The following is a 24,643-nucleotide window of genomic DNA, read 5'->3' on the forward strand; positions in this document are numbered from 1 at the left end:
AGCTAACTATTTGCCATAGCTTTAGCCAGCCATATCGGCGGCTTAGTTTTTAACATATTTACTAGACGTTCCATCTGTTCAAATATTGTTGTATCTTCAGTGACTTTTACAGGCATTATTTTACTATTCGTAACTTTTGCCGCTGCAGTTGGCCCAATTTGTGTAAGAAAAACTAACTTACAATCTTTAATAAGATTTACCCGAGTTTCAATTCTGTCCATCTCATTTAAAGACTCAACATTTACTTTTCGAATTTCCAAAAGAGAATAATTATTATCTTTTATTTCGTAAATTGTAAAAAAAGGGCACTGTCCGAAATGAGCATCAATATCCGTACTATTCGTTGAAGAAAAAGCTACTTTCATGATTATGCTCCTCCTTTCTCTCCATTAATAAATTTCCTACCTTATTTACTAATTCAAGTGTTCCACGGTAACCAACTGACGTCGCATGCACAGCGCCGAGTATATGATAAACAGGAAAACCCATTGGCAAGTAACTACATTCTTTTCGAATAGCCCCTTGTTTTCCTTGCGAGTTACTGATCCAGACGTCATTTTTGCTAGCACCCTCTTCTAAATCATCTAAATCTCCAATAACCACTTCTTCACCTAATTTGTGGATAACTGGAGAATGATGAGTTGTTACTAACCGATTAAGCTCAACCCCCATCTCTCGTAACCACGAGCTAATAGAATAAAGATGATCTGGTTCTAATGCTACTACAGCAGAACTTCCTAAATAATAGAAATGCGCATCTAACATTGCGTCAACCAAATTCTCTCTTTGTAACATATACCTTAAAGGTACGTTCTCTCGACTTATCGATTGAAGGAATGTAAACAATGCATCAGTCGCTAGTAACCCAGTCACACTCGGGAAAACCTGAAAAGGTATACCGGTATAGGCAAATATTTTCTCTGCAATAGGTTGCATACTTGCTCCAACTGCAATAGTATACTTTGCTGTAACTAATTGCTCTAAGTAATCTAATGGAACTCCTCCACGACTTAATGACGTAAACCCTTCAAGCAAGTGGCCTGATAATGATGTGGATAAGTCCGGAATTGCAATAACTTCAAAACCGTAAGATGTAATGATATCTTTTAATTCAATTACATCTGCCGGTGTTAAATGTGAGCCTACCAACAAATTAATTCGTTGATTTAACCTTACTTTTGGTACTTTCGATTTTGTTTGTTCTAGTACAGCACTAACAATCGCATCTACAGTTTGGTTATAACCACTTTCTAGAGACCCAACAAAATCTGGTAAGGAAACACCTACCACTAGTCTATTCTCACGATAATTCTTCTTTAGATAATCCTTAATATTTGCTTGAATATCATCACCGGCAACTTCAGTTAAACTAGTACTAAGAACACTAATAATATCTGGGTCGTGTTTTTCAATGACATTATCAATAGCTTCATATAAATTTTCAACACCACCGAAAATCACGTTCATTTCTTGAAGTGCTGAGGTTTGAATGCTTATCGGATCTCTGAAGTGCCTTGTCATTAACGCTTTTATAAAAGCTGCACATCCTTGAGAACCATGAATAATTGGAATTGATTTATAAAATCCTTGCATAGCTAACGTTCCACCTAAAGGTTGGCTAACTTTTAACGGATTAATAGAAACTGACTTTTTTGATAGATTAGTAGCCATCGTTATCACCTACCCAAGGAGCTTTATACTTAGTTATTTTCCATATTGGATGTTGTATGGAATGAACTAGGTCGTTTGCAAGTCGTCGTATACCTTTATATGTGGCATATGCGGTATGACGTTCTTGGTTAATATCTAAAAAAGGTATTTGTTCTTTGATCGCTAAATACATATTACGACCACCGGCTATTAAAATATCAGCTTGTTTATTTCGAATGACATTCAAAATTTCCTTAGCCCCACCTTTTTCAATAAGAACACAGTCAAAGCCAACTCTTTCTTTTATTTTAGATATATCTTCTAATGTGCTTTTATTCGTACCTACACCTACTACTTCTATTCCTAGTTCTTTTAAAGCTGAAATAATAGACCAACTTTTTACTCCACCAGTATAAAGAACTGCTTTTTTCCCTTTTAAAAATTGACGATGCGTAAGTAATTCAGAAAAAACTTTTTCTTCTTCCTCATAAATAAGTTCATCAACCTTGGCTTCTAGTGTTCGATCCCCAATTAAATAAGCAATTTGTCGGAGTGAAAAACTCGTTTCCTTAATACCATAGAAAGAACCTTCAAAATATGGTATTTTGTATTTTTCATCCATTTCACGCGCAAGACTTATTAATGCCCTACTACACACAACCATATTTACTTTAGCTCTGTGAGCATAAGTTATTTCTCTATACCTACCATCTCCAGTAATTTTCGATAATACTCTTATTCCGACTTGATCAAATAACTCTTTAACATCCCAATATTCTCCAGCGATGTTGTATTCCCCAATAACATTTACATCGTAGTCTGTGACTTTTTTGGGCTCCCCTGTTCCAATTACATGTTGCAGCAAAGAATAACCGGCTAATCGATTACCCAAGTTTTTACTTCCTACAAAACCTGGACTATTTACTGGAATGATCGGTATATTCCACTTCTTACTTTCATTCTTGCAAACAAAGTCTAAATCATCACCAATTAATGACGTCACACAAGTTGCATAAACAAAAATGGCCGGTGGTTGAAATCTAGCTATTACTTCACTAATAGCAGACTTTAACTTCTTTTCTCCCCCCATAATGATGTCTTGTTCTGACAAATCAGTAGTTAGTCCATATTGGTAAAGAAGAGGGCCTGATGACAGGCTACCTCTTCCTCCCCAGCTGTTTCCAGCACACGCTATTGGACCATGAACAATGTGAGCAGCATCAGTAATTGGAAGTAGAGTGATTTGGCTTCCATCAAAGGAACAGCCACCAGCGGCTTCGCCTGGTTTGGGCCTCGCACAACCTTGCTTCGCCTTTGGCGTGTGATTATGTTCACAAGCAGGTTCTTGAAAAGCTTCTTTTACATTATGATTCATCACTCAAACCCCCTCTTGTTTCCTCACCCCTATCTTACTACATCAAAGTTAAATCCAGCAGCATCCTTGTCTAGATTATCTAACAAGGTATTTACAATTTGTGTTAACACATTGAGTGTTCCTTGATACCCAATAATAGGGTATCTATGCATATGGTGACGATCAAAGATTGGGAAACCAATTCTCACTAAAGGAATATCAGCATCTTTGGCATTAAATTTCATATGCGTACTACCAATAACAAAATCTACTGGATCAGTAAACAATAACGAACGTAGATGCCATAAGTCTTTTCCAATATAAACCTTAGCGTCAAGACCATAAGGACTAGAAGCTAATAATGTTTCTGCTTCTTCTAAGAACTTCTTATCACCGTTTGTACAAACGACGTGCACTGGTTCAATTCCTACTTCTAAACAGAATGAGATTAAACCAAGTAGTAAATCTGGATCTCCCGCCATGGCCACTCGCTTCCCATGTACGTAAGTGTGAGAGTCCGTCATAGCATCAACAATGCGTCCACGTTCTAGTTTAAGTTCTTCAGGTATCGGTAAACCTGTCATTTCACTAATAGTTTTAATTAAATTATCAGTCTGAGTGATACCGATTGGTGTTGAAGAAACTGAAACAGATTGCTTCCATTTTTTCTCGATATACTTCATCGTTTTTTTAGTTGAATATTTTTGTAACGATAAAGTCCCTTGTGCTTGAGCAGCTTTTGGTACATCTTCTAGCTTTGTTCCACCATAGTAATACTTATAATCACCATCTGCAGGTGAATCTAAGTTTTCACTATAGTCACAAAGGTACGTATAATCAGCACCGAACAGATCCAGAATTCGCTTCGTTTCAGCGAAATTTCCTGTATACGTATCAAAACCATGAATAATATTAATTTTTTCAGTTTTGACTTCTTTATCAATTGTCGCCTTCTCACTTAAGTTACTTAGAATTGCTTTTAGCATGCTATCATAACCAGTTAGGTGAGATCCGACAAAGCTTGGTGTGTGTGCAAACGGCACTGGAAAATCTTCACTTATTACTCCTTCTGTTCGAGCATTCCCGATAAAGGCTTGTAAGTCATCACCAATTACCTCAGCCATACATGTTGTACTAACAGCAACCATTTCTGGTTTATACATTTTCGTACAGTTTTCTAAACCGTCGATTAAGTTTCGCATTCCACCAAATACTGCTCCATCTTCTGTCATCGAAGAAGAAACTGTTGGTACAGGCTCTCTAAAGTGTCTTGCAAAGTGGCTACGGAAATAAGATACACAACCTTGTGAACCTTGAACAAATGGTAGTGTCTTTTCAAACCCTAGCCCAGCCAAGACAGCCCCTAAAGGCTGACAGGCTTTAGCTGGATTAATGACTAAATCTGTACGAGCGAAGTTCTTTTCCTTATACTCTTCAGTTTTCGTGTAGTCCTTAATTTTTTCAACTTCTTCAGTAGAACAAGCTGTTTCAAATATTTTCTTATTCTCAGCTTGGTCAATATATTTTTGATCTTTAAATAAAGTATTATGGTCTTTTAGTTCAAGCTTTTTTGTCATCTTTTCTCACCTCTCTTTTTAAAATGGAGATTTAATTAAATCCCAAGTTGGACTGTTAATAGCCATATCCATGTCACGTGCAAATATTTTGAAGCCATCAAAACCATGGTATGGTCCACTATAATCCCATGAGTGCATTTGTCTAAACGGCACACCCATCTTATGATATACATACTTTTCCTTAATACCAGATCCCATGAGATCAATATCTAGCTTCTCCGCTAATAGTTCTAACTCTAGTGCAGTCGGATCATCGTAAATGATTGTTCCTTCTTTTGTATCTTTGTAAGCTTTTTGGTACTCTGTATTATGAGCAAATTCGTATCCTGTTCCTACAATATCCATCCCTAAATCTTCATAAGCGCCAACTGTATGACCAGAACGAAGACCACCAACTAAAAGCATTACTTTCTTTCCATCTAAACGAGGACGATATTTGGCAATAACTTCATCCATTTCATCTTGATATTTAGCAATGAGTTTTTCACAATTTTCCTGAATTTTTTCATCGAATTCAGCAGCAATCATTCTAAGACTCTCAATTGTTTTGGTTGGACCAAAGAAATTATATTCCATCCACGGGATACCATATTGCTCTTCTAATGTTTTACAAATATAGTTCATGGAACGATAACAGTGAATTAAATTCAACTTAGACTTATGTGTAATCGATAATTCATTCAGTGTTCCGTCACCAGACCACTGAGAGATTACTCGTAACCCCATTTCTTCTAGGAGAATACGTGAAGCCCAAGCATCACCGCCGATATTATAGTCACCAATAATCGCAACATCATATGGGCCTGTTTCCTCTAATTCACGTGTTCCTAATACGTGGTCACGGATCGCATCATTAGCGATATGGTGACCTAGCGATTGGCTGACACCACGGAAACCTTCACAACGAACTGGAATAACTGGCATTTCTAATTCTTTTGTCTTTTTCTTTCCAACTGCTTCGATATCGTCACCGATTAACCCAACAGGACACTCAGATTGTACTGAAATACCTTTTGCTAATGGGAACATCTCAGTAATTTCATCGCAAAGATTATCTAACTTTTTATCTCCACCAAAGACAATGTCTTTTTCCTGGAAATCACTCGTTATTTGCATAGCACCAAAGCTATCAATACCTAATACACCATTAGCGTAGTTACGACGTGTTCCCCAGCTATATTGACCACAGCCAACTGGACCGTGACTAATATGAACCATATCTTTAATCGGACCCCATACAACCCCTTTGGATCCAGCATAAGAACAGCCACGAGGTGTCATAACACCAGGACGAGATTTTTTATTTGAGACAATTGCCCCTTTACATGTTTCAATTTTTTCTTCATCATTAATGTCAAAGTGTTTCTTTCTATCTTTTTTTGCTTTATCAGGATAGATTTCTAATACTTCATCTATTAGTTTTTGTTTTTCATCCAACACCTTTGCCATGTGAAACCTCCTCTACAGTGCCTTTTAATGTGCAATGATTATTACTGACTAGCTGCTTCTTTTGCTGCTAATTTTTTAAGTTGAGTTTCTTCATCCTCAATAATACCGAATTCCATTAATAGTCCTTCTAACTCATCAGTTTCGATTGGCGTAGGAATTGTCATCATATCATTATCTAAAATTTTCTTAGCTAACATATCGTACTCTTTTGCTTGTTGACTTTCAGGAGCATATTGAGCAACTGTCATTCTTCTTAACTCAGCATGCTGTACAATATTGTCACGAGGAACAAAATGGATCATTTGAGTATTTAATCGTCTTGCTAACTCTGTAATAAGGTCTGCTTCTCGGTCTGTGTTACGGCTGTTACAAATTAAACCACCTAAACGAACGCCACCACTGTGTGCATATTTTAATACCCCTTTTGCAATGTTGTTAGCTGCGTACATTGCCATCATTTCACCAGAACATACGATGTAAATTTCTTGGGCTTTATTTTCACGGATTGGCATCGCAAATCCACCACAAACAACGTCCCCTAATACGTCATAAGAAATAAAGTCTTTTCCTTCATAAGCGCCTTCTTCTTCAAGGAAGTTAATAGATGTGATAATTCCTCGACCTGCACACCCTACACCTGGTTCTGGCCCACCAGACTCAACACATTCAATGCCAGCAAAACCATTTTGCGCTACTTCATGTAGTTCTAAATCTTCAACTGTTCCTTTTTCAGCAGCTAAAGATAAAACAGTTTGTTGCATTTTTGTATTTAATACTAGTCTCGTAGAGTCAGCCTTCGGGTCACAACCAACGATCATGATTTCTTGACCATAATTTTTTGCTAATTGAACTAACGTATTTTGAGAAGTCGTAGACTTACCAATACCACCCTTACCGTAGAAAGCTATTTGACGCATGTAAATCATCTCCTTAATTTTTTTAATAATTTTTAGTAATTCTTACTTGGTTAAGTGAATGAAGTTAATTAACGGAAGCTGTAGCATAGGTAGATCCATGGTAAAAATATTGATAAAACACACTTGATTGAAGTAATACTTCTTCAATATCCCCCTCTTGAACGATTGGAATGATTCCTTGATCATTCAAGAATTTATTTGCTCCTTCACCAATCCCTGCACAGACTAACATTTGACAATCTTTAATTGTGTTAACAACTTCCGGCATTGTATCTGCTCCATCTTGACTACAACTGGATTTCCCTTTGCAGTATGAAAGCAATTTACGAATGCCTACAAATCTTACTTGCTGATTTTCGACTTCATAAATCATAAATTCTTTTGCTTGCCCTAAAAATAAATTTACTTTTCCATCTCCCCTTGAAGCTACCGCAAAACGAATGATTTGATTTTTGGTTTGCCCCGCGTAAGATGCCCCTTTCGCCTCCCTTCGTTTTCTACTAGCTCTATTATTGAAAATCTTTTGTAAAAGCTCTTCTTGATGTTCACTTCTTTTGATTGGATCATAGCGAGATGTCATAGTTTCTAAGTGTTCCTTTGTAAACTCCTCACTTCGATCTTCACCTAACAACCCTACAGCATCTGCCCGACATTGACGACAATGCTTCATCATCTTCATGTCTCCAGAACAGGAGCTCCTTAATTCATTTAACTCCTCTGCTAATGGCTCTCGGATACCTCTTCTTGCAAATTCTGTATCTTCAGCAACAATGATTGGCATTATATTATGAAGAAAAGCACCTTTCTCTTTTACAACTTTCGAGACTTCTTTTAGATGTAAGTCATTTACACCAGGAATTAAAACAGAATTAACTTTACATAAAATTCCTCTTTCTGTTAAAGCCTCTAACCCTGCGAGTTGTTGTCTAATTAAGATTTCCGCTGCTTCAAGCCCTTTATAACGTTTACCGTTATAATAAATCCAAGAGTATATTTCTTTTCCAACTTCTGGATCTATCGCATTAATGGTAATCGTTACATGCTCAATGTCTAACGCTTGAATTTCATCAATGTAATCCATTAATTTCAATCCATTTGTACTTAAGCATAAACGGAGATCAGACGCTTGCTCTCGAATTCCTTTGAAAGTGGCCAATGTTTTTTCAGGATTAGCTAAGGGGTCTCCTGGGCCAGCAATACCTATTACTGATAACTGTGGAATTTCTCCCGCAACGACTAACGATTTTTTTACTGCTTCTTCAGGCTTCAGCACTTCACTTACAACGCCTGGTCGACTTTCATTTGCACAGTCATACATCCTATTACAATAGTTACATTGAATGTTACATGCTGGAGCTACTGCAACGTGCATCCTGGCGAAGTAGTGGTGTGCATCTTCACTGTAGCAAGGATGGTTACTAATCTTTTCATCTAAGTCAAACCGAGTATTGGTTGACACTGACACACATCCTGATTGAGTTTTTTTACTCGAACACCCCTCTTTTTGCGTGAGTTTCATATAATCCTCCTTTCCACCTTCAAAGTTTTGTAGATTTTCTTACAACACTTCCATTCCACTTAAAGAACGTTGTGTAAGATTAGCTAAATATTATTACCGAAACCCAATACAGTCAATGAGTCTAGGCTTTTGTTAACAGTTTACACTTAAGTCATGTGATATTTTCTAACGTGCACCGTTATCTTATTTAACAATTAAACGCTTTCACTTCACAAAATGCGAAAGGTACGTTTCTGTGTCGAAACGTACCTTTTTTTGTTGCTTCAGCTATTTAATTAAAAAAATTTTAATAGTAAGTTATTTATTCCAACTCTAACATATATCCAATTAACCTAAAATGCCAATAAGAATAGTAATTGTTATGATACTGATTAGTGTAGTTATTAGAGTAATAGTAGAAACTAACCTAGGTTCAGAATCAAACTGAACAGCATACATTACTATCGTAGCCGCTGATGGCATCGCAGCCGATACGATTAACACTTTAGCAAGAAGTGGATCAAATGGGAACATAAGTGTAATGAGAAATGCAATAAATGGTGAAACAAATAATCTCATGACCACCCCGTAGGTTATACTACCCCATTGAAAATTTCCCCATTTAATATTTGCTATCTGCATGCCTAAAATTATCATTACCGTTGGAATCGCCGCTTCTGCAATAATATTGACAGTATTTAATAGATTGCTTGGCAATTGGACGTTTAGCGCCTTTAATAAAAGGGCAATGATAACTGCATATGTCGTTGGCATTTCAAATACAGAACGAATTGCCATCCTGACACCTGCTCCTCCACGAGCCGCATAATACACTCCAAATGAATTCATGATAATTGATTGGAGTACCATGAACGAGACTGCAAATGCAAAACCAGCATCACCATAGGCAAATAAAATAATTGGCGCTCCGTAGTTTCCTGCATTCATAAAAGAAGTTGAAAGAATTAAACCACTTTCTAGGGAAGCAGATTGTTTTGTCAGTTTCGTATATATTTTATTTATTACTATAAGAATACATAAAAGTCCCAATGCAAATGCAACCATATAAAAATGTTGGACATCTAACTTCGTACCGTAAAATGTTCGAAAAACAAGCGCTGGTGTCATAATATAAATAGCTACTGTTGAAATTGATTTCAACTCTACCTTTTTCCACTTTTGTACAGCAAAACCCACAGAAAACACAAGAATAACTGGTAAAACAACTTGATAAAAGATCGTCATCTAAAGAACCCCACCTAACAATTGTGAATTACTTCATTTTACAATACCGTATTTTTTAACCTACTCATATGTAGTAAGAAATTAATCTAATTACAGTTTACGATAAAGGAGCTTCTGATTATTTCAATAAACTTTATTATACTACTAAATTTTAAAACTAATAAAACTTTAAATTCATTTCCAATTTTCAAGACAGAACTCTTCTTCGCAAATAACAGATCGTTATTCTAACACGCCAAAAACGCAGGGCGAGAATAGCTCCTGCGTTTCAAATTTATTTTACCAAGCCATGTTTAAATGCGTAAATAACAGCTTGTGTACGATCATTTACTTCTAACTTACCTAGTATATTACTAACATGAACTTTGACTGTTTTTAAGGAGATAAATACTGTATCAGCTATTTCCTGATTGGTTTTTCCCTCAGCTATCAAGAGCAATATTTCAATTTCTCGTTCAGTTAGCTGTTCATGAGGATGTTTCACTTTTTTTTGACGCATTTTTGTCATCATTTTACCTGTCACTTCAGGCTCTAATACAGTTTGGCCTGCAAATGTTGCTCTAACGGCATTTGCAATTTCACTTGCCTTCGATGTTTTTAGCATATAACTTGTAGCACCTGCTTCTAATGCAGGGTACACTTTTTCATCATCAAGAAAGCTTGTAACAATAATGACCTTTGCTTCAGGCCACGCCTCAATTATCCTCCTAGTTGCTTCTATACCATCCATTTCCTTCATGACTAAGTCCATTAAAATGATGTCTGGACGAAGTTGTAAGGCAAGTTCAACACCTCGGGCACCATTATCAGCTTCTGCTACCACTTCAATATCAGGCTGTGCAGATAAATAAGAGGTTACACCAATCCTTACCATTTCATGATCATCTACAAACAACACTTTTATCATTTGTTAGTCACCTTTCATTAGCGGAACCTTAACCTCTAAACGTGTTCCTTTATTTTTTATACTTACTACTTTAAAAGTGCCACCAATTTCCTTGGCCCTTTCCTTCATATTAGATAATCCGTAAGAACCCGCTTTTTCCTCGTTAATATCAAAGCCAATACCGTCATCAACAATACGCAAAATAATTAAATCATCACGATTGATCAACAGAACTTCTAAGCTAGTGGCTTTCGAGTGACGAAGTGTGTTAGATACAGATTCTTGGAGTATTCGAAATAAATGATCCTCTAACCCTTTTTCTAATGGAACATCTTCAATTTTCCAAGATATTTCCATTGGAACTTTTTGCTTTAATTCCCCTAGTAACTCCTTCATACCCTCTTGCAACGACTTACCTTTCAACGGTACCGGTCGTAAATGTAGTAATAAAGCTCTCATTTCTAGCTGAGATTGATGAATCATTTCTTCTACGAGCTTAAGTTGGCGCACTTCACCACTACCGGTGTCATTCTTCGTTTCCGTAATAGCGGACATCAACATTGATGCAGCAAAAAGCTGTTGACTAACTGAATCATGGAGTTCTCTAGCTAAACGATTCCTCTCCTCTGAAACAATTTTTTGAATTTGTTTTTCTTGATCGATTACTTTTTCACTGGCTAGCTTTTGAGCAACCTTTACTTGCTCAGCCATCAGCTTATGAATATTTTTGACTCTACTAATTACGGTTTCTAGTCCCTCTGCCTCAACAAGTTTCCCATCATCAATCAATCGGCCATGTTCAAGCTCATAAAGTGACTCTTCCATGATTTCAACTTTCTTTTTAAATGCCATACTATTTACAAACCCAAAAATAATCCCCATCGTAATAGCAACCCCAGGACTAAAGATCAATATAGGTATATCAAAAACCTTTCTTTCGATAAGTACCTCCCAGTTTTGAACTGGAAAAGCAAAAAAATAGATAATGATAAACAAAGAAAAAAGAAGTAAAGAAAACAATATGCTCCAGAGCAACTGTTTCTGAATCATCCTCATATTCTCTTCACCTCTAATCTTCCAACCCCCATAGAAGTGATGATTTTTATTTTACGTTGAGCGATTGCATAATTTTCTGTACGGTAATGTAATGTTTGATTAAATAACCTTTCATCAGCCTGATCAAAAATAATTGTTGTTCCCGTAATTACAGAATGAGAAACACTGATCTCTATATCATACGGAACGAGAATTTGAATATTCCCAATAAAATTACGAATTGAAATGACAGCTTCATCTTTAGGTAGAACCGTATTACTTAAATCTATCCATGTATCACCAATTCCAGTTTGAATATTTACATCTTCCCATTCAAAAATATCCTCCGGAGTCTTTTGTTTTCCTAAAAAGATATTCTTCAATAACGATTGTCGCCGAATCACTCTTGCTTCATTAAATGAAAGATTTTCCTTCATAACTGGCTCAATCATGATCGGTCGACTTTTCGATTTAAAGAAATGAAATAAAATATAAGCTATAATAGCAAAAACTAAAAATTTAAAAACGATCATATTAATAGTGGTGAAAAAAAGAACAAGACATCCTAAAGCAAAAAACAATTTTCCAATTGAACTACCAAGCCTTTTCCCACCAAAGTAAAGTAACATCCCTGAAAAAATTACCGAAAAAATTAAACCTTTATTAAAAAAAGTAAGTTCCACTACGAGAAGAAGTAGTCCTATTAAGACCGTCCAGCTAATGTAGTCTGTTTTTTGATGATTATCCATTTCGGTCTCTCCTCCTCGTAAGATATGTAATGGGCTGACACTTCATATCCATGTCACCCCTAGTCGTTCTATTATTACCTATTAAAATATATCATGTTTTCACTCAGAAATTGAATGATTTTCTTCATTCTTTAACTGTTTCTCCAATTGAGCAATGCGACCATCTATTGTATGACGATGATATCGTGAGTTCGCTTGATGTTCGAGCCGATCAAGATATCGATCCATCTCTTCGAAACGTGAACCTACTTTTCCAGTATAGCTATTTCCATCTAACATTTGATTCAATCGATAGTTTGCACGCGTGATGTTCTCTTTTCCCATTAATTCCATTTGCCTAATATGCATATCTTTTAATTTATGCTTCATTTCTTCATATTTTTGTTCTAATTCTTGTAAATGAATACTCGCTTGCTCTAAAGCACTTTTCAATCGTTGTGCTCGTTCTTCAAACTGGGTTTGTTCATTAATAGCAAACTGCATTAATTCTATTTCTCCTGCCCGCGATGCAATCTCTACTTGATATTTTCTCTTATCAGCTAATTGACGTGCTTCATTGTATTCTCGAGTAAATTGCTCCTTTAATAGATATTGTCGCTCAACTAACTTTCTGACTTTTTCTACTTCCTTTTCACATTCACGTAAATATTGATTTAAAGCCGCAATTGGGTTTTTTTGTTCTTTTTCATCTAACATTTCATGAATATCTGCTGATATCGTATTTTTAATTCTCGAAAATAAATTACACATCTCTATAGCACTCCTTTGTTTTTAAAAGTTTCTTTTTAATTCTTCCCACTCTTTTTCAAAATTGACAAATGGATCTTTTTCTTTTTCAGCATTTGAAAATGTTACACCATCTTCATTCCATTTTTTGTACACGAAATAAAGAATGACCGCTGCAACTAAACCGACGAGGGCCGGAACATTTGAAGCGGTTATCGTTAACAAGATTAACCCAAATATCGCCCAAACAATTTTACTTAGTGATGTATCTGCCTTCATAAAACCTTTGAAAGCATAGTAAAGAATAACTAAGCTAAGACCCAAAAGGACGATCGGTCCTATATTTACAAGTAAGATAATCGCAGCAATACCAGCTAATATAAACAATCCTAATTTTCTCATGTAATTTGCCTCCCTTCTTGACTCTATCTTACCTACATTTGCACTTCCACATAATCACCCTAAGATATATTTTGACTAAGACTTGAGGCGTATTGCGTTGTAAGTATTTACTTCAAAACACTAAAACCAAATGAGATAAATAAAGCAAAAGAGCAGCCATAATAGTGACTGCTCTTTTGCTTTAGCTAGTTAACTTTTCTTTGTCGTTATTATTTTTATCGTATTCATTAACCCAATAATCAGCATTTTTAATCCCGAGTTTCTCTGGGTTAAAAACAGGATCAAGTCCTTGTTTCTTTTGTTTCTCGTAATCTTTTAGCGCAACTAACGCTGGTTTTGCTAATAGTAAAATGGCAATGAGATTTAACCATACCATTAGTCCAACACCAATATCACCTAACGTCCAAGCTAAATCTGCTTTCCTGATAGCACCATAATAAGTAGCAAATAGAAGAACGACTTTTAAAAGAAACATTGGCAACTTGTTATTCTTACCGAAAGTTAAGTAAGCAATATTTGTTTCCGCAATATAGTAATAAGCCATAATGGTTGTGAAGGCAAAGAAAAATAACGCTATACCAACGAAAGAAGATCCAAATCCTGGAAGGGCAGATTCGATGGCAGCTTGAGTATACCCTGGTCCTGGCTCTACTCCAGCTAAGCCTCTATATATGATTGTATCATCCGCACCTACCGTATTATACATACCTGTAAATAAAATCATAAAGGCCGTGGCCGAACAAACGAGTAACGTATCAATGTATACAGAAAACGCTTGAACTAACCCTTGTTTTGCAGGGTGAGATACTTCTGCTGCTGCTGCAGCATGAGGTCCTGTTCCTTGACCTGCTTCATTTGAGAAGATACCACGCTTTACCCCCCACGAGATAGCCATACCGATCATACCACCAAATGCTGCATCTGCACCAAATGCACTCTTAAATATTAATGAAAGAACTCCCGGTAACTCCGAAATATTCATCGCAATAATGACAAAAGAAATCAATATATATGCTAATGCCATAAAAGGAACAACTAGTTGGGCTACATTCGCAATCCTTTTCACACCACCAAAAATAATAAGACCAATAATTACAACAAGAATAATTCCAGTAACATTAGGGGTAATGTTAAAAGCATTTTTTAAACCCGTAGCAATTGAATTAGATTGAGTTCCTGGAAGAAGAACGCTCATCGCAAGTAACGCTGATAAAGCAAATGCTACTGCAAACCATTTCGATCCGATCCCCTTTTCAATATAATAGGCAGGTCCTCCTCGATATTGCCCATCTTGCTTCACTTTATAAATTTGCGCTAAAGTGGATTCTACGAATGCACTTGAAGCCCCAATAAATGCAATAGCCCACATCCAAAATACTGCACCAGGTCCCCCAAAAGCAATTGCTGTCGCTGTTCCAGCAATATTACCTGTCCCGACACGACCGGAAAGGGCAATTGACATTGCTTGGAAAGAAGAAATACCCGCTTTTGAGCTTTTTCCTTGAAACATCAGTTTCACCATTTCTTTAATGTGACGAACTTGCAAAAAGCGAGTTAACACTGAAAATAGTAACCCTACCGCTAAACAAATATAAATGACAGGGTCACTCCATAAAATACCATTAAGCCAATTGACCGCTTGTTCCAAAATAATACGCCTCCTAAAAAACTCTACAAGAATAATAATTATATTCGGAATTATAATTCAATTCTATCTACAATTCAACACTTTAGTTTATTACAATATTAAAGAATCTTTTTCCATAAAAAATAAAACAATAACTAATAGTGCTAGTTATTGTTAAATGGTTAATAATTATATATTCGATTTTTCCTCTTTCATTTGCTTACTACGTAATTGTCCGCAAGCTGCATCAATATCTGTCCCATGTTCTTGGCGAATACTACAAATAATGCCTTTCTTTCTCAATGTCTCGTAGAAGCCTATGACATCTTTCTGTTCACTTCTTTGGTATTGATCGTGTTCATCGACGGGATTATAAGGGATCAAGTTAACCGCTGCACCTTGCGGAATATCTTTTAGTAGATCGGCAAGTTCAAGTGCGTGTTGTTGTTGATCATTTACACCTTTTAATAATATATATTCAAGCATAATTCTACGGTTTGTTTTTAAAAAGTATTTAATCGATTCCATTAGTTTTTCAATTGGATATACACGATTAATTTTCATAATCTTTGTACGAAGTTCATCGTTTGGTGCATGTAATGAAATGGCTAAATTAACGTGTAACTTACGATCAGTGAATTCGTAAATCTTTCCAACAATACCACTCGTCGATACGGTAATTTTTCTCGAACCGATCGCAAGTCCTTTTTGATCAATAACAACTTGTAAAAAGTTTACCATGTTTTCATAATTATCAAATGGTTCTCCAATACCCATAACGACAATGTGACTTACCTTTTCACCTTGTCCTATTTGATCGAGATGAAATTGAATTTTCATGATTTGTTCAACTATTTCAGCACTAATTAAGTCTCGTTTTTTTGTTAGTAAGCCACTGGCACAAAAGCTACAGCCAATGTTACAGCCTACTTGCGTTGTTACACAAACAGATAAACCGTAAGGATGTCTCATTAAAACCGTTTCAATGAGATGACCATCTTCTAACTTAAATAAAAACTTAATGGTTCCATCTGATGCTTCTTGCTTTATATGTTCAGTTAACGTTTCTATTACAAAATTATCCTGTAATAATTGAATACAATCTTTATTTACATCAACCATTTCTGTAAAATTCTTTACGCGATTTCTATATAGCCACTCCCAAACTTTTTCTGCGCGGCCTTTTTTATGTCCATACTCTAGTAACCAGGCACTTAATTGCTCAAATGTTAATCCATAGATGGATTTATTAGTCATCTTTTACCCTCTTTTCAAACATATAGTTCAACCTACATTTTACTTAAAAGAGAACAAACTAGCAAACAAGACGTCACTGGTGGATTTTTGCAACAACTTTATCCCACTCTTAAAGGGCAGTAAGATCCCAACCTCAAAACGTAAGAAAATCAAAAAGTTTAGGTGGGGGATCAGGTCCCCCACTGATTGAAGTTCAGCTTTTTTGTCCAATTTCTTTCATTAATTCATCTATAGCAAAAGCTACACCGTCTTCACTATTTTTTTTCGTAATAAAATGACAGATTTCTTTAATATCTTCCTCGGCATTTCCCATAGCAACAGCTCTTCCAACCCTCTTTAACATAGAGACATCATTATAGCTATCGCCAAGCGCCATCACCTCTTCCATCCGAATGCCCTTTTGCTCAGCATAATTCCTTAACGCTAACCCTTTTTGAGCATTTATGTCATTAAACTCAATATTTTGGCGGACAGAGGATGTTATCATTAGTTCTGGTTCCTTAACGAGTTGTCGTGAAACCGTAGCTAACTCGACAGGATCATTAGAATAAGCTTCTATTTTATAAAATTCCAAATCGTTTATTGGATGATGATCTTCTATCGTCTTCACCTTTTCAATCGTAAGGTGTTGTTCGGTCATCGTTTGAGCTTCTTTAGTATCAAGATTAGGCTTTACGGTTGTCATTAAGTCAAACATTAATTGAGCCAAACGTTCACGGCTATTTGTATAACTTCCATGATCCGTATACATGTTGAAAATAACATTCTCTCTTTGACATACATTTATTATTTTTTGGGATAACTCGTCCCGAAGAGCTATACTGGATTGTTTTGTACCGTTTTCAGAGCGAATTTCTGCGCCATTTAAACAAATAATTGAGCAGGAAATCCCAGCAGCTTGCATAAGCTTACTAGCCGACAGATAGGAACGTCCTGTGACAACAACAAATTGCATCCCTTTATCAATTGCACTCAAAATTGCACGTATATTTGCTTCACTTACAACACCACGATCATTTAATAACGTTCCATCTAAGTCCGTTGCTATTAATCTCACACTTTTCACCCTATTCTTTTTTCATTGTAAAAATAGTGTGCCTCAATACTGAAGCACACTACTTGTTTTATTTTCTACTCTATCAATATAACGTTCTTTTGAAAGAAGTCTCCTTCTCAAGCGTAGTTAAGTGGTGAGTAGTTCACGAGTTAGTCTAAACTCGCTCCGTTTGAAGCAATCACATTTTTATACCAATCGAAGCTTTTCTTTTTCACTCGATTAAACGTTCCGTTTCCTTCATTATCTCGATCAACATAAATAAAACCGTAACGTTTTTTTAATTCTGCAGTAGAGGCACTTACAAGGTCAATTGGTCCCCAAGATGTATAACCAATTAAATCTACACCATCGGCAATTGCTTCTTTCGCTTCTTTTAAGTGCGCATGTAAATAATCAATGCGGTAATCATCTTGAATTGAACCGTCTTCTTCGACAACATCGACTGCACCTAAACCATTTTCCACAATAAATAACGGCTTTTGGTAACGGTCATATAACTGATTTAATACCGTACGTAATCCTTTTGGATCAATTTGCCAACCCCATTCAGACGATTGTAAATATGGGTTTTTCACTCCGTTTAATAAGTTCCCATCTGCCTTTTCTAAATCTTCTGGAGCAGTGCTTGCGACAAACGACATGTAATAACTAAAACCAATATAGTCAACAGGATGTTGCTTAAGGATTTCTTCATCCCCTTCTTCCATCACAATTGTTATATCATTTTCTTTAAAATAACGTTTCATATAACCTGGATATATCCCTCTTGCTTGTACATCAGAGAAGAACAGTGTTTTTCTGTCTTGCTCCATCGCCGCAAAAGCATCATCTGGATTACATGTAAATGGATATGTGAGCATTGAAGCGATCATACAACCGATTTTTGCTTCTGGATTGATTTCATGACAAGCTTTCACCGCTAACGCACTTGCTACAAATTGGTGATGTGCAGCTTGGTACATGGAATTCTTTTTGTTTTCTCCCTCTTCAAATACAAGCCCACCACCTGTAAAAGGTGCATGTAAAACAACATTAATTTCGTTAAATGTCATCCAATATTTCACTTTATCTTTAAAACGCTCTAATACTATTTTTGCATAACGCTCGTAAAAACCAATTAACTCACGGTTTTTCCAACCACCATAATTTTTCACAAGACCTAGCGGCATTTCATAATGAGAGATTGTTACTACTGGCTCGATATTATATTTTAGTAACTCATCAAATAAATCATCATAAAATTTTAATCCTTCTTCGTTCGGTTCTAATTCATCCCCGTTTGGAAAAATTCTTGTCCAAGCGATTGATGTACGGAAACATTTAAAACCCATTTCCGCAAATAAAGCAATGTCCTCTTTATAACGGTGATAAAAATCAATACCATCATGGTATAAATTTAGTTTTGACATCGCTTCATCAAAAGGATATAAAATACCATCTGGAGAAACATCTGCTGTTGACAATCCTTTACCACCAACATTATAAGCACCTTCCAATTGATTTGCGGCTACTGCTCCACCCCAAAGGAAGTTTTCTGGAAACGTTTTTTCAATTTTACTCATTTTCTCCACCCCATATTTTCACCTGTATTTATTCTCTTCTATAAAACTAAGAAACTAATTACTGGTAGATTTTCGTATTTTCCAAATATATAACCTTCAACTTTTATAAAAAGCGCCTTACATGCATAGGTCTCTCAAATAAGACACTTAGTACTTTGTTTATCTGTTAACTAAAGTTGTTCTCCATTAGTAGCAATCACTTGTTTATACCAATCGAACGATTTCTTTTTAGATCTTGTTAATGTTCCGTTCCCATCATTATCTCTATCAACGAAGATAAAACCATAACGTTTCTTCATTTCACCAGTTGTAAATGAAACTAAATCAATACATCCCCATGGAGTGTAGCCCATTAGATCAACACCATCTAACTCGACCGCTTTTTCCATTTCTTGAATGTGTGCTCGTAAGTAATCGATACGATAGTCATCATTACAAGTACCATCTTCTTCCTTAACATCAATCGCACCGAATCCATTTTCTACAATAAATAATGGAAGTTCATATCTTTCATACAACAAGTTTAACGAATATCGTAATCCAACAGGGTCAATCTGCCATCCCCAGTCAGAGGCTTTTACATGTGGGTTTTTCACGCTCGCACTCGATCCAACAATTTTATCTTCCGTTTGTTCATTCACACCAGATTTAACAGCATCAGACATATAATAGCTTAGACCAATGTAATCTACCGTACCTTCAGCTAATATTTGAGCGTCCTCAGGCTCCATTTTGATATTGTAGCCTTTTCTTTCCCACTCTTTTAATGCATAAGATGAGTAGTGACCTCTGCAGTGTACGTCAGCAAAGAACCAACGATCATGCATAGATTCAACTTGTAGCATCATGTCATCTGGATTACAAGAGTAAGAATAAATAGGAACAAAAGCAATCATACAACCTATTTCGAAGTCTGGATTTATAGCACGTCCAGCTTTTACTACTAAAGCGCTCGCAACTAGCTCATGGTGAACAGCCTGGTACATCACTTCTTCTCTGTTTTCGCCTTCTTTAAAACGTACTCCAGAACATGTCCATGAAAATAATGGATTAGCTGTATTCTTCTGATTATTAATTTCATTAAAAGTCATCCAATACTTAACTTTATCCTTATAACGCTCCATCACAGTTGTTGCGTAGCGTACAAAGAAGTCAATCACTTTACGACTACGCCATCCACCATATTCTTTTGCCAAATGGTAAGGCATTTCAAAATGGCTTAGTGTAATGACAGGTTCAATCCCATGCTTTAATAATTCATCAAACATGTCATCGTAAAATTGTAATCCTTCTTCGTTTGGCTCTAGTTCATCACCATTAGGGAAGATACGTGCCCACGAAATACTTGTACGGAAACATTTAAAGCCCATTTCTGCAAATAATGCGATATCTTCTTTATAACGACCATAAAAGTCAATCGCTTCATGATTAGGGTAGTATTTCCCTTCAATGACCCCATCAGTAATCTCTCTTGGTACACCATGAGCGCCAGCAGTCATAACATCTGCAACGTTAGGACCTTTGCCACCTTTATTCCATCCACCTTCTAATTGATGAGCAGCAACTGCTCCACCCCATAAAAAGTTCTCTTTAAAAGCCATAAAATTTACCTCCTACTTTTGTATAGAAACTACGTTTTAATATGTCCATAAAAGATAGTAATTTATTAAGTTCTGTTTGGTTACGTTTTCAATAACTGACTATAGTATAATAGTACAGAACTAGCATTCACATTTAAATACTTTGCAAGTACATTAGAATACCATTCTAATTTTTATAGTTATTTTAGATTAAATTTTGAAATGCCATTTCAAAAATGAAGGTAAAGGAGTACTTTTTTTATGATTATTTCAAATAAACTTGAATCGGTGGACTCTTTTTCTAAATCAGAAGAAATCCTAGCTAAATATATACTTAACGAAAAGGAAAATATAGAGAAACTTTCAACTAAGGATTTAGCAGAAGCTACATACACTTCACCTTCAACAGCAGTTCGTTTATCAAAAAAGTTAGGTTTTAGTGGGTGGAATGAATTCAAAGAAAAATATATTGAGGAACTTACTTACTTAAACCAACACTTTTCTAACATTGATCCGAATTTCCCTTTTGAAGCAAACGATACGTTGATGAATATTGCTTCAAAAATTGCCCATCTTGCAACAGAAACTATTGAGGATACTCTTTCCCTAATAAAACACGATGAACTAAAAAAAGCGGTTGATTTATTAAATAAAGCTCAAACTATTAACGTTTACGGTATTAGTAACTCTCTTCTTATGGCTTATGATTTCAAGCATAAGATGCTTCGGATTAGTCGACATGTTGAAATTATGAGCTTACAAGACGAGCAAATATTTGTTGCTTCAAATTCCTCTCCAAATCACTGTGCAATATTAATTTCATATTCAGGAGAATCTGATGAAGTTTTGAAAATCGCTGAAATACTAAGGGATAAAAAGACACCCATAATTGCTTTATCAAGTATTGGCGAAAACACATTAAAGAACTATTCAGATTGTACTCTTTCTATATCAACACGTGAGAAACTTTACTCTAAAATTGCCTCCTACTCAACGAATAACTCTATTCACCTTATCTTGGATATTTTGTATTCGTGTTTGTTTAAATTAAACTACCAGCACAATTTAGAATACAAAACAAATGTATCTAAAAGATTTGATCATAGAGTTTCAAGTAGTGTTTTAATCCAGGAGAAATAACACGTAAAAACTAAAATCCGAAACATACTCCTATTTAAAAATGTTATAACCGTTGAGAATTGTTTTGCCTATAAACAAGAAAAGCGCAAGGCGCCCGCGTATCGGCGACAAACACTGGAAGACCTGCTCGTAGCGGTCGGGTTTTTGACCGAAATCTATGTGCTTCTGCGTCTGACAGCAATGCTTCGAAGTAGGCTTCCTCGAAGCAAAGTAGCATGAAGCATCATCAAAGAAGCAATCCAGGAAGTCAGTGAATTCAGAAACTTGTCTGAAGTGATCGAGCCGAGGGCGCCTGGAGCTAGACCGTTTCCAAGTTAGAAATTTATAAATTCTGATTACATAAAAAAATACGGAGATAACAAGTATCCAGAAGACTGGAATAATTTGTGCAAACTACTCAGAAGAATTACTAGGAAGAAATTTTCATAAGTTATTTGAACTGTTTCATGCATGTATTAAGTATGTGTTTATAAATTCCCTGAAATTATTTCCCAATCAGAACTATATTGCTGTTAATATTTATCATACTTGTAATGCAGTAGTTACTATACGAACAAACAGTTAAGTGTTTGTTGCGTGAAGGTTGTAGAAAATTTACAAAATAATAAAGGTTAATAATCAACCAGAAATGTTTCACTTAGCTAAAAGTATTCTTCGAATTGTTGCGGCAGAGTTAGATTATCCTGATGATTTACTTGTATGGTATGAGATTAGTGAAATGATAGATAGGCTTCAATATGATAATGTACCTCTAGGGTTTAATGAAAAGGATGTTATATCAAAAATAAAAAACGCGGCAATTTCTTTTTTGAGGTTAGATGTTTAGTGTTTTAAACAACTGGCAATGAGGGTAGGTTTCTACCTTGGGGACAAAGTTCGCTTTCTTGCGGACACAGAAGCCCTTATTTTGCTGATTTTGACCATATTCTTGTTTAAAAGGACACCAGGTTCCTTATTTCATAAAAATCTACTAAAAAAGAAGTAAAAATAGCCAAATAGCGAACCTGGTGTCCTCTTAATTTGATAAAACACTGGTTTGTTCACAAATAACGGCTCTCTTGTCCGATATAAATATATTAAGAAAAGCGCAAGCGCCTTGGTCACGAGCAGCTGCTCCTGTGCCACTTCGTTTGATCAAGAGCAATTGTTTTCCATGCGACGAGTAATCGCAGAAGCAAAGCTGCATGAAGCTAATCGACGAAGGATCTCAAGCAGTAATTGAAGTCCGTTGCTTGACTGAAGTGACTGAGCTCGTAGGCTGCTTGCGCTAGACAGTTTCCAAGTTAGAAATTTATAAATTCTGATTATGACAAAAATCCTCGGCATCACTTAGATAAGTTTTGCCGGGGATTAACTTTTTATTCTTCAACTAATAGTCCGATTTTTTATACTTCTTAATTTTTTAACCGTCGACAAAGCTGTCATTGCTCCTTCAAGCCGCAGAGCGATTATAGTTTATTCTCCATTGTAGCCTTTAGCTCCCAAACAGAGACCTCTTGAATATCTGATTTCTCTCCTTCTATTGAAAGTGTAATGTTATCTCCCTTAAAGTAAAATCTATTAGTCATGACAAGTTTACCACCATCAACAAAAAGTTCGATGCTTGAACGGTCAATGTAAGCTCTTAACGTAATTTCATTATTTTCTGTTTGATATTGAGCTTGACAAAGGTCTTGTTCCCCTTGTTGCATCCCTCTTCGATCAGTAATAATTTGTTTTTCGTTTGCATCATAGCCAACAACAATAGATTCACCTATTTCAGATGAGAGTATAAATCCTAATTTACTTGAACTGTCTAACGTTACTACCATCTCTATTTCCAAACAGAGATCGGCTACTTTTATTTCTTTTTCGTAAGTAGATACAAGTTGATTGGTTCTTAAGTTTTTCATTTCTTCAACAGGCTTCATGATCAGCTTTTCATTTTCTACTGATAGTTCGCGTGGGATTGTTAATGCACCTGCCCAACCATCTGTTTGTTCCGGCATATCTTTTTTCCACATATTCATCCAACTAATGAGAATTCGTCTATTTTGATCATCTTGAAACGTTTGTGGCGCGTAAAAATCAATTCCATAATCAATCTCACCACTATTCTTTGCCTCAAACTTCCCTGTTTCTTGATCCATTTTTCCAATCATGTATCTTGTCTTAGACCCTTCCATGTTCATTGGAGAAAAGATTAATACATCGATGTCGTCAGATAGGGAGAAAAAGTCCGGACACTCCCACATATCTCCTTGTGTGCCATCACTCTCGACCATTACTCCAGTGTACTCCCAGTCCTTCAAATCCTTTGATCGATAGAGTACTGCTTTTCCAATTCCGTCTTTACTAGAACCAACGACCATGTTCCAAATATCATTTTGCATCCATACTTTCGGATCACGAAAGTCAGGTGATCCATCAGCTGGCGGAACTGAAATCACAGGATTTTCAGTTAATTTTTCAAAATGAATTCCGTCTGTTGATTTTGCAACACATTGAACTTCTTTTGGATCTCGCTGTTCATTATGACCAGTGTAAATTAAATACATTTCATCACCTGAAACGACCGCACTCCCTGAAAAACACCCACCTGCTTCATAGTCATATTCAGGAGCAAGAGCTACAGGTAAATGCTCCCAATGAATTAAATCTTTACTTTTTGCATGGCCCCAGTGCATTGGTCCCCATTCAGATGCATATGGATAGTGTTGATAAAATGCATGGTACTCCCCTTTATAGAACACAAGTCCATTAGGATCGTTTAGCCAACCAGCTGGCGGTGCAATATGATACCCTAACCAGAACTTTGATTGCTTCACTTTTTGAGCATTTTTTTGTAACTCTTCATTTGCCTTTTCAATTGTGTAGTTCGTTGATTTCGTTTTCAAAAGAAAAACCTCCTACCTATTTTACTGCTCCATCAATTTCCTATGTTCATAACCAT

21 protein-coding genes are annotated in these 24,643 nt (G+C 36.0%); 2 read left to right on the top strand and 19 right to left on the bottom strand.

All coding sequences use genetic code 11. The features are described 5' to 3' along the window. Positions 1 to 2: 2 nt before the first annotated feature. The 18 genes from nifX to BKP37_RS02045 form a co-directional block, all read right to left on the bottom strand. Complete coding sequence (nifX, locus tag BKP37_RS01960) at positions 3 to 365, bottom strand: nitrogen fixation protein NifX (protein WP_071308023.1); 363 nt, start codon at positions 363 to 365, stop codon at positions 3 to 5. Then, a complete protein-coding gene (gene nifN / locus BKP37_RS01965) occupies positions 337 to 1,671 on the bottom strand; it encodes a nitrogenase iron-molybdenum cofactor biosynthesis protein NifN (protein WP_071308024.1) in 1,335 nt (444 codons plus the stop codon). The genes nifX and nifN overlap by 29 nt, the downstream gene beginning before the upstream one ends. Continuing rightward, positions 1,661 to 3,025, bottom strand: a complete 1,365-nt coding sequence (gene nifE, locus BKP37_RS01970) for a nitrogenase iron-molybdenum cofactor biosynthesis protein NifE (RefSeq protein WP_071308025.1) — start codon at positions 3,023 to 3,025, stop codon at positions 1,661 to 1,663. Before nifE ends, nifN begins: the two co-directional genes overlap by 11 nt. A gap of 29 nt (positions 3,026 to 3,054) precedes the next feature. Further along, positions 3,055 to 4,581 (bottom strand): nitrogenase molybdenum-iron protein subunit beta, encoded by a 1,527-nt coding sequence (gene nifK, locus BKP37_RS01975; RefSeq protein ID WP_071308026.1) that lies wholly within the window; start codon positions 4,579 to 4,581, stop codon positions 3,055 to 3,057. 18 nt (positions 4,582 to 4,599) lie between these two features. Further along, the gene (nifD, locus tag BKP37_RS01980) at positions 4,600 to 6,030 is read right to left on the bottom strand and encodes a nitrogenase molybdenum-iron protein alpha chain (RefSeq protein WP_071308027.1); all 1,431 of its coding nucleotides are present in this window, start codon (positions 6,028 to 6,030) and stop codon (positions 4,600 to 4,602) included. Positions 6,031 to 6,071: 41 nt separating this feature from the next. Then, positions 6,072 to 6,947 carry a nitrogenase iron protein gene (gene nifH, locus BKP37_RS01985; protein WP_071308028.1) on the bottom strand — a complete coding sequence of 292 codons (876 nt, stop codon included), beginning with the start codon at positions 6,945 to 6,947 and terminating at the stop codon, positions 6,072 to 6,074. A gap of 64 nt (positions 6,948 to 7,011) precedes the next feature. Continuing rightward, on the bottom strand, positions 7,012 to 8,466 hold the full coding sequence (gene nifB / locus BKP37_RS01990; protein ID WP_071308029.1) for a nitrogenase cofactor biosynthesis protein NifB: 1,455 nt from the start codon (positions 8,464 to 8,466) through the stop codon (positions 7,012 to 7,014). Positions 8,467 to 8,793: 327 nt separating this feature from the next. Further along, complete coding sequence (locus tag BKP37_RS01995; RefSeq protein WP_071308030.1) at positions 8,794 to 9,690, bottom strand: AEC family transporter; 897 nt, start codon at positions 9,688 to 9,690, stop codon at positions 8,794 to 8,796. A gap of 274 nt (positions 9,691 to 9,964) precedes the next feature. Further along, positions 9,965 to 10,597 (bottom strand): response regulator, encoded by a 633-nt coding sequence (locus tag BKP37_RS02000; RefSeq protein WP_071308031.1) that lies wholly within the window; start codon positions 10,595 to 10,597, stop codon positions 9,965 to 9,967. Positions 10,598 to 10,600: 3 nt separating this feature from the next. Then, positions 10,601 to 11,632, bottom strand: a complete 1,032-nt coding sequence (locus BKP37_RS02005; protein WP_071308032.1) for a sensor histidine kinase — start codon at positions 11,630 to 11,632, stop codon at positions 10,601 to 10,603. Next, positions 11,629 to 12,360 (bottom strand): cell wall-active antibiotics response protein LiaF, encoded by a 732-nt coding sequence (gene liaF / locus BKP37_RS02010; RefSeq protein ID WP_071308033.1) that lies wholly within the window; start codon positions 12,358 to 12,360, stop codon positions 11,629 to 11,631. Before liaF ends, BKP37_RS02005 begins: the two co-directional genes overlap by 4 nt. A gap of 99 nt (positions 12,361 to 12,459) precedes the next feature. Next, positions 12,460 to 13,110: a PspA/IM30 family protein gene (locus BKP37_RS02015; protein ID WP_071308034.1), complete on the bottom strand. Its 651-nt coding sequence runs from the start codon at positions 13,108 to 13,110 to the stop codon at positions 12,460 to 12,462. Between the two features lie 21 nt (positions 13,111 to 13,131). Further along, positions 13,132 to 13,488: a lmo0954 family membrane protein gene (locus BKP37_RS02020; protein WP_071308035.1), complete on the bottom strand. Its 357-nt coding sequence runs from the start codon at positions 13,486 to 13,488 to the stop codon at positions 13,132 to 13,134. 181 nt (positions 13,489 to 13,669) lie between these two features. After that, the gene (locus BKP37_RS02025) at positions 13,670 to 15,136 is read right to left on the bottom strand and encodes an alanine/glycine:cation symporter family protein (RefSeq protein WP_071308036.1); all 1,467 of its coding nucleotides are present in this window, start codon (positions 15,134 to 15,136) and stop codon (positions 13,670 to 13,672) included. Positions 15,137 to 15,304: 168 nt separating this feature from the next. Then, positions 15,305 to 16,372: a dual-specificity RNA methyltransferase RlmN gene (gene rlmN / locus BKP37_RS02030; protein ID WP_071308037.1), complete on the bottom strand. Its 1,068-nt coding sequence runs from the start codon at positions 16,370 to 16,372 to the stop codon at positions 15,305 to 15,307. 193 nt (positions 16,373 to 16,565) lie between these two features. Continuing rightward, on the bottom strand, positions 16,566 to 17,429 hold the full coding sequence (locus tag BKP37_RS02035) for a Cof-type HAD-IIB family hydrolase (RefSeq protein ID WP_071308038.1): 864 nt from the start codon (positions 17,427 to 17,429) through the stop codon (positions 16,566 to 16,568). Between the two features lie 149 nt (positions 17,430 to 17,578). Continuing rightward, a complete protein-coding gene (bglH, locus tag BKP37_RS02040) occupies positions 17,579 to 18,991 on the bottom strand; it encodes an aryl-phospho-beta-d-glucosidase (protein ID WP_071308039.1) in 1,413 nt (470 codons plus the stop codon). 170 nt (positions 18,992 to 19,161) lie between these two features. Continuing rightward, positions 19,162 to 20,592 carry a 6-phospho-beta-glucosidase gene (locus BKP37_RS02045; protein WP_071308040.1) on the bottom strand — a complete coding sequence of 477 codons (1,431 nt, stop codon included), beginning with the start codon at positions 20,590 to 20,592 and terminating at the stop codon, positions 19,162 to 19,164. A 240-nt stretch (positions 20,593 to 20,832) separates the two neighbouring features. On the opposite strand from BKP37_RS02045, the gene BKP37_RS02050 reads away from it, so the two are divergent. Together BKP37_RS02050 and BKP37_RS02055 are read left to right on the top strand one after the other, a co-directional pair. Then, positions 20,833 to 21,711, top strand: coding sequence for a MurR/RpiR family transcriptional regulator (locus BKP37_RS02050; RefSeq protein ID WP_071308041.1), 879 nt, complete (start codon positions 20,833 to 20,835; stop codon positions 21,709 to 21,711). Between the two features lie 628 nt (positions 21,712 to 22,339). Continuing rightward, complete coding sequence (locus BKP37_RS02055) at positions 22,340 to 22,537, top strand: hypothetical protein (RefSeq protein WP_071308042.1); 198 nt, start codon at positions 22,340 to 22,342, stop codon at positions 22,535 to 22,537. Between the two features lie 622 nt (positions 22,538 to 23,159). Here BKP37_RS02055 and BKP37_RS02060 read toward each other — a convergent pair. Next, positions 23,160 to 24,587, bottom strand: coding sequence for a glycoside hydrolase family 32 protein (locus tag BKP37_RS02060; RefSeq protein WP_084034502.1), 1,428 nt, complete (start codon positions 24,585 to 24,587; stop codon positions 23,160 to 23,162). Positions 24,588 to 24,643: the final 56 nt, after the last annotated feature.

It is taken from the genome of Anaerobacillus alkalilacustris, assembly GCF_001866005.1.
GTDB lineage: Bacteria > Bacillota > Bacilli > Bacillales > Anaerobacillaceae > Anaerobacillus > Anaerobacillus alkalilacustris.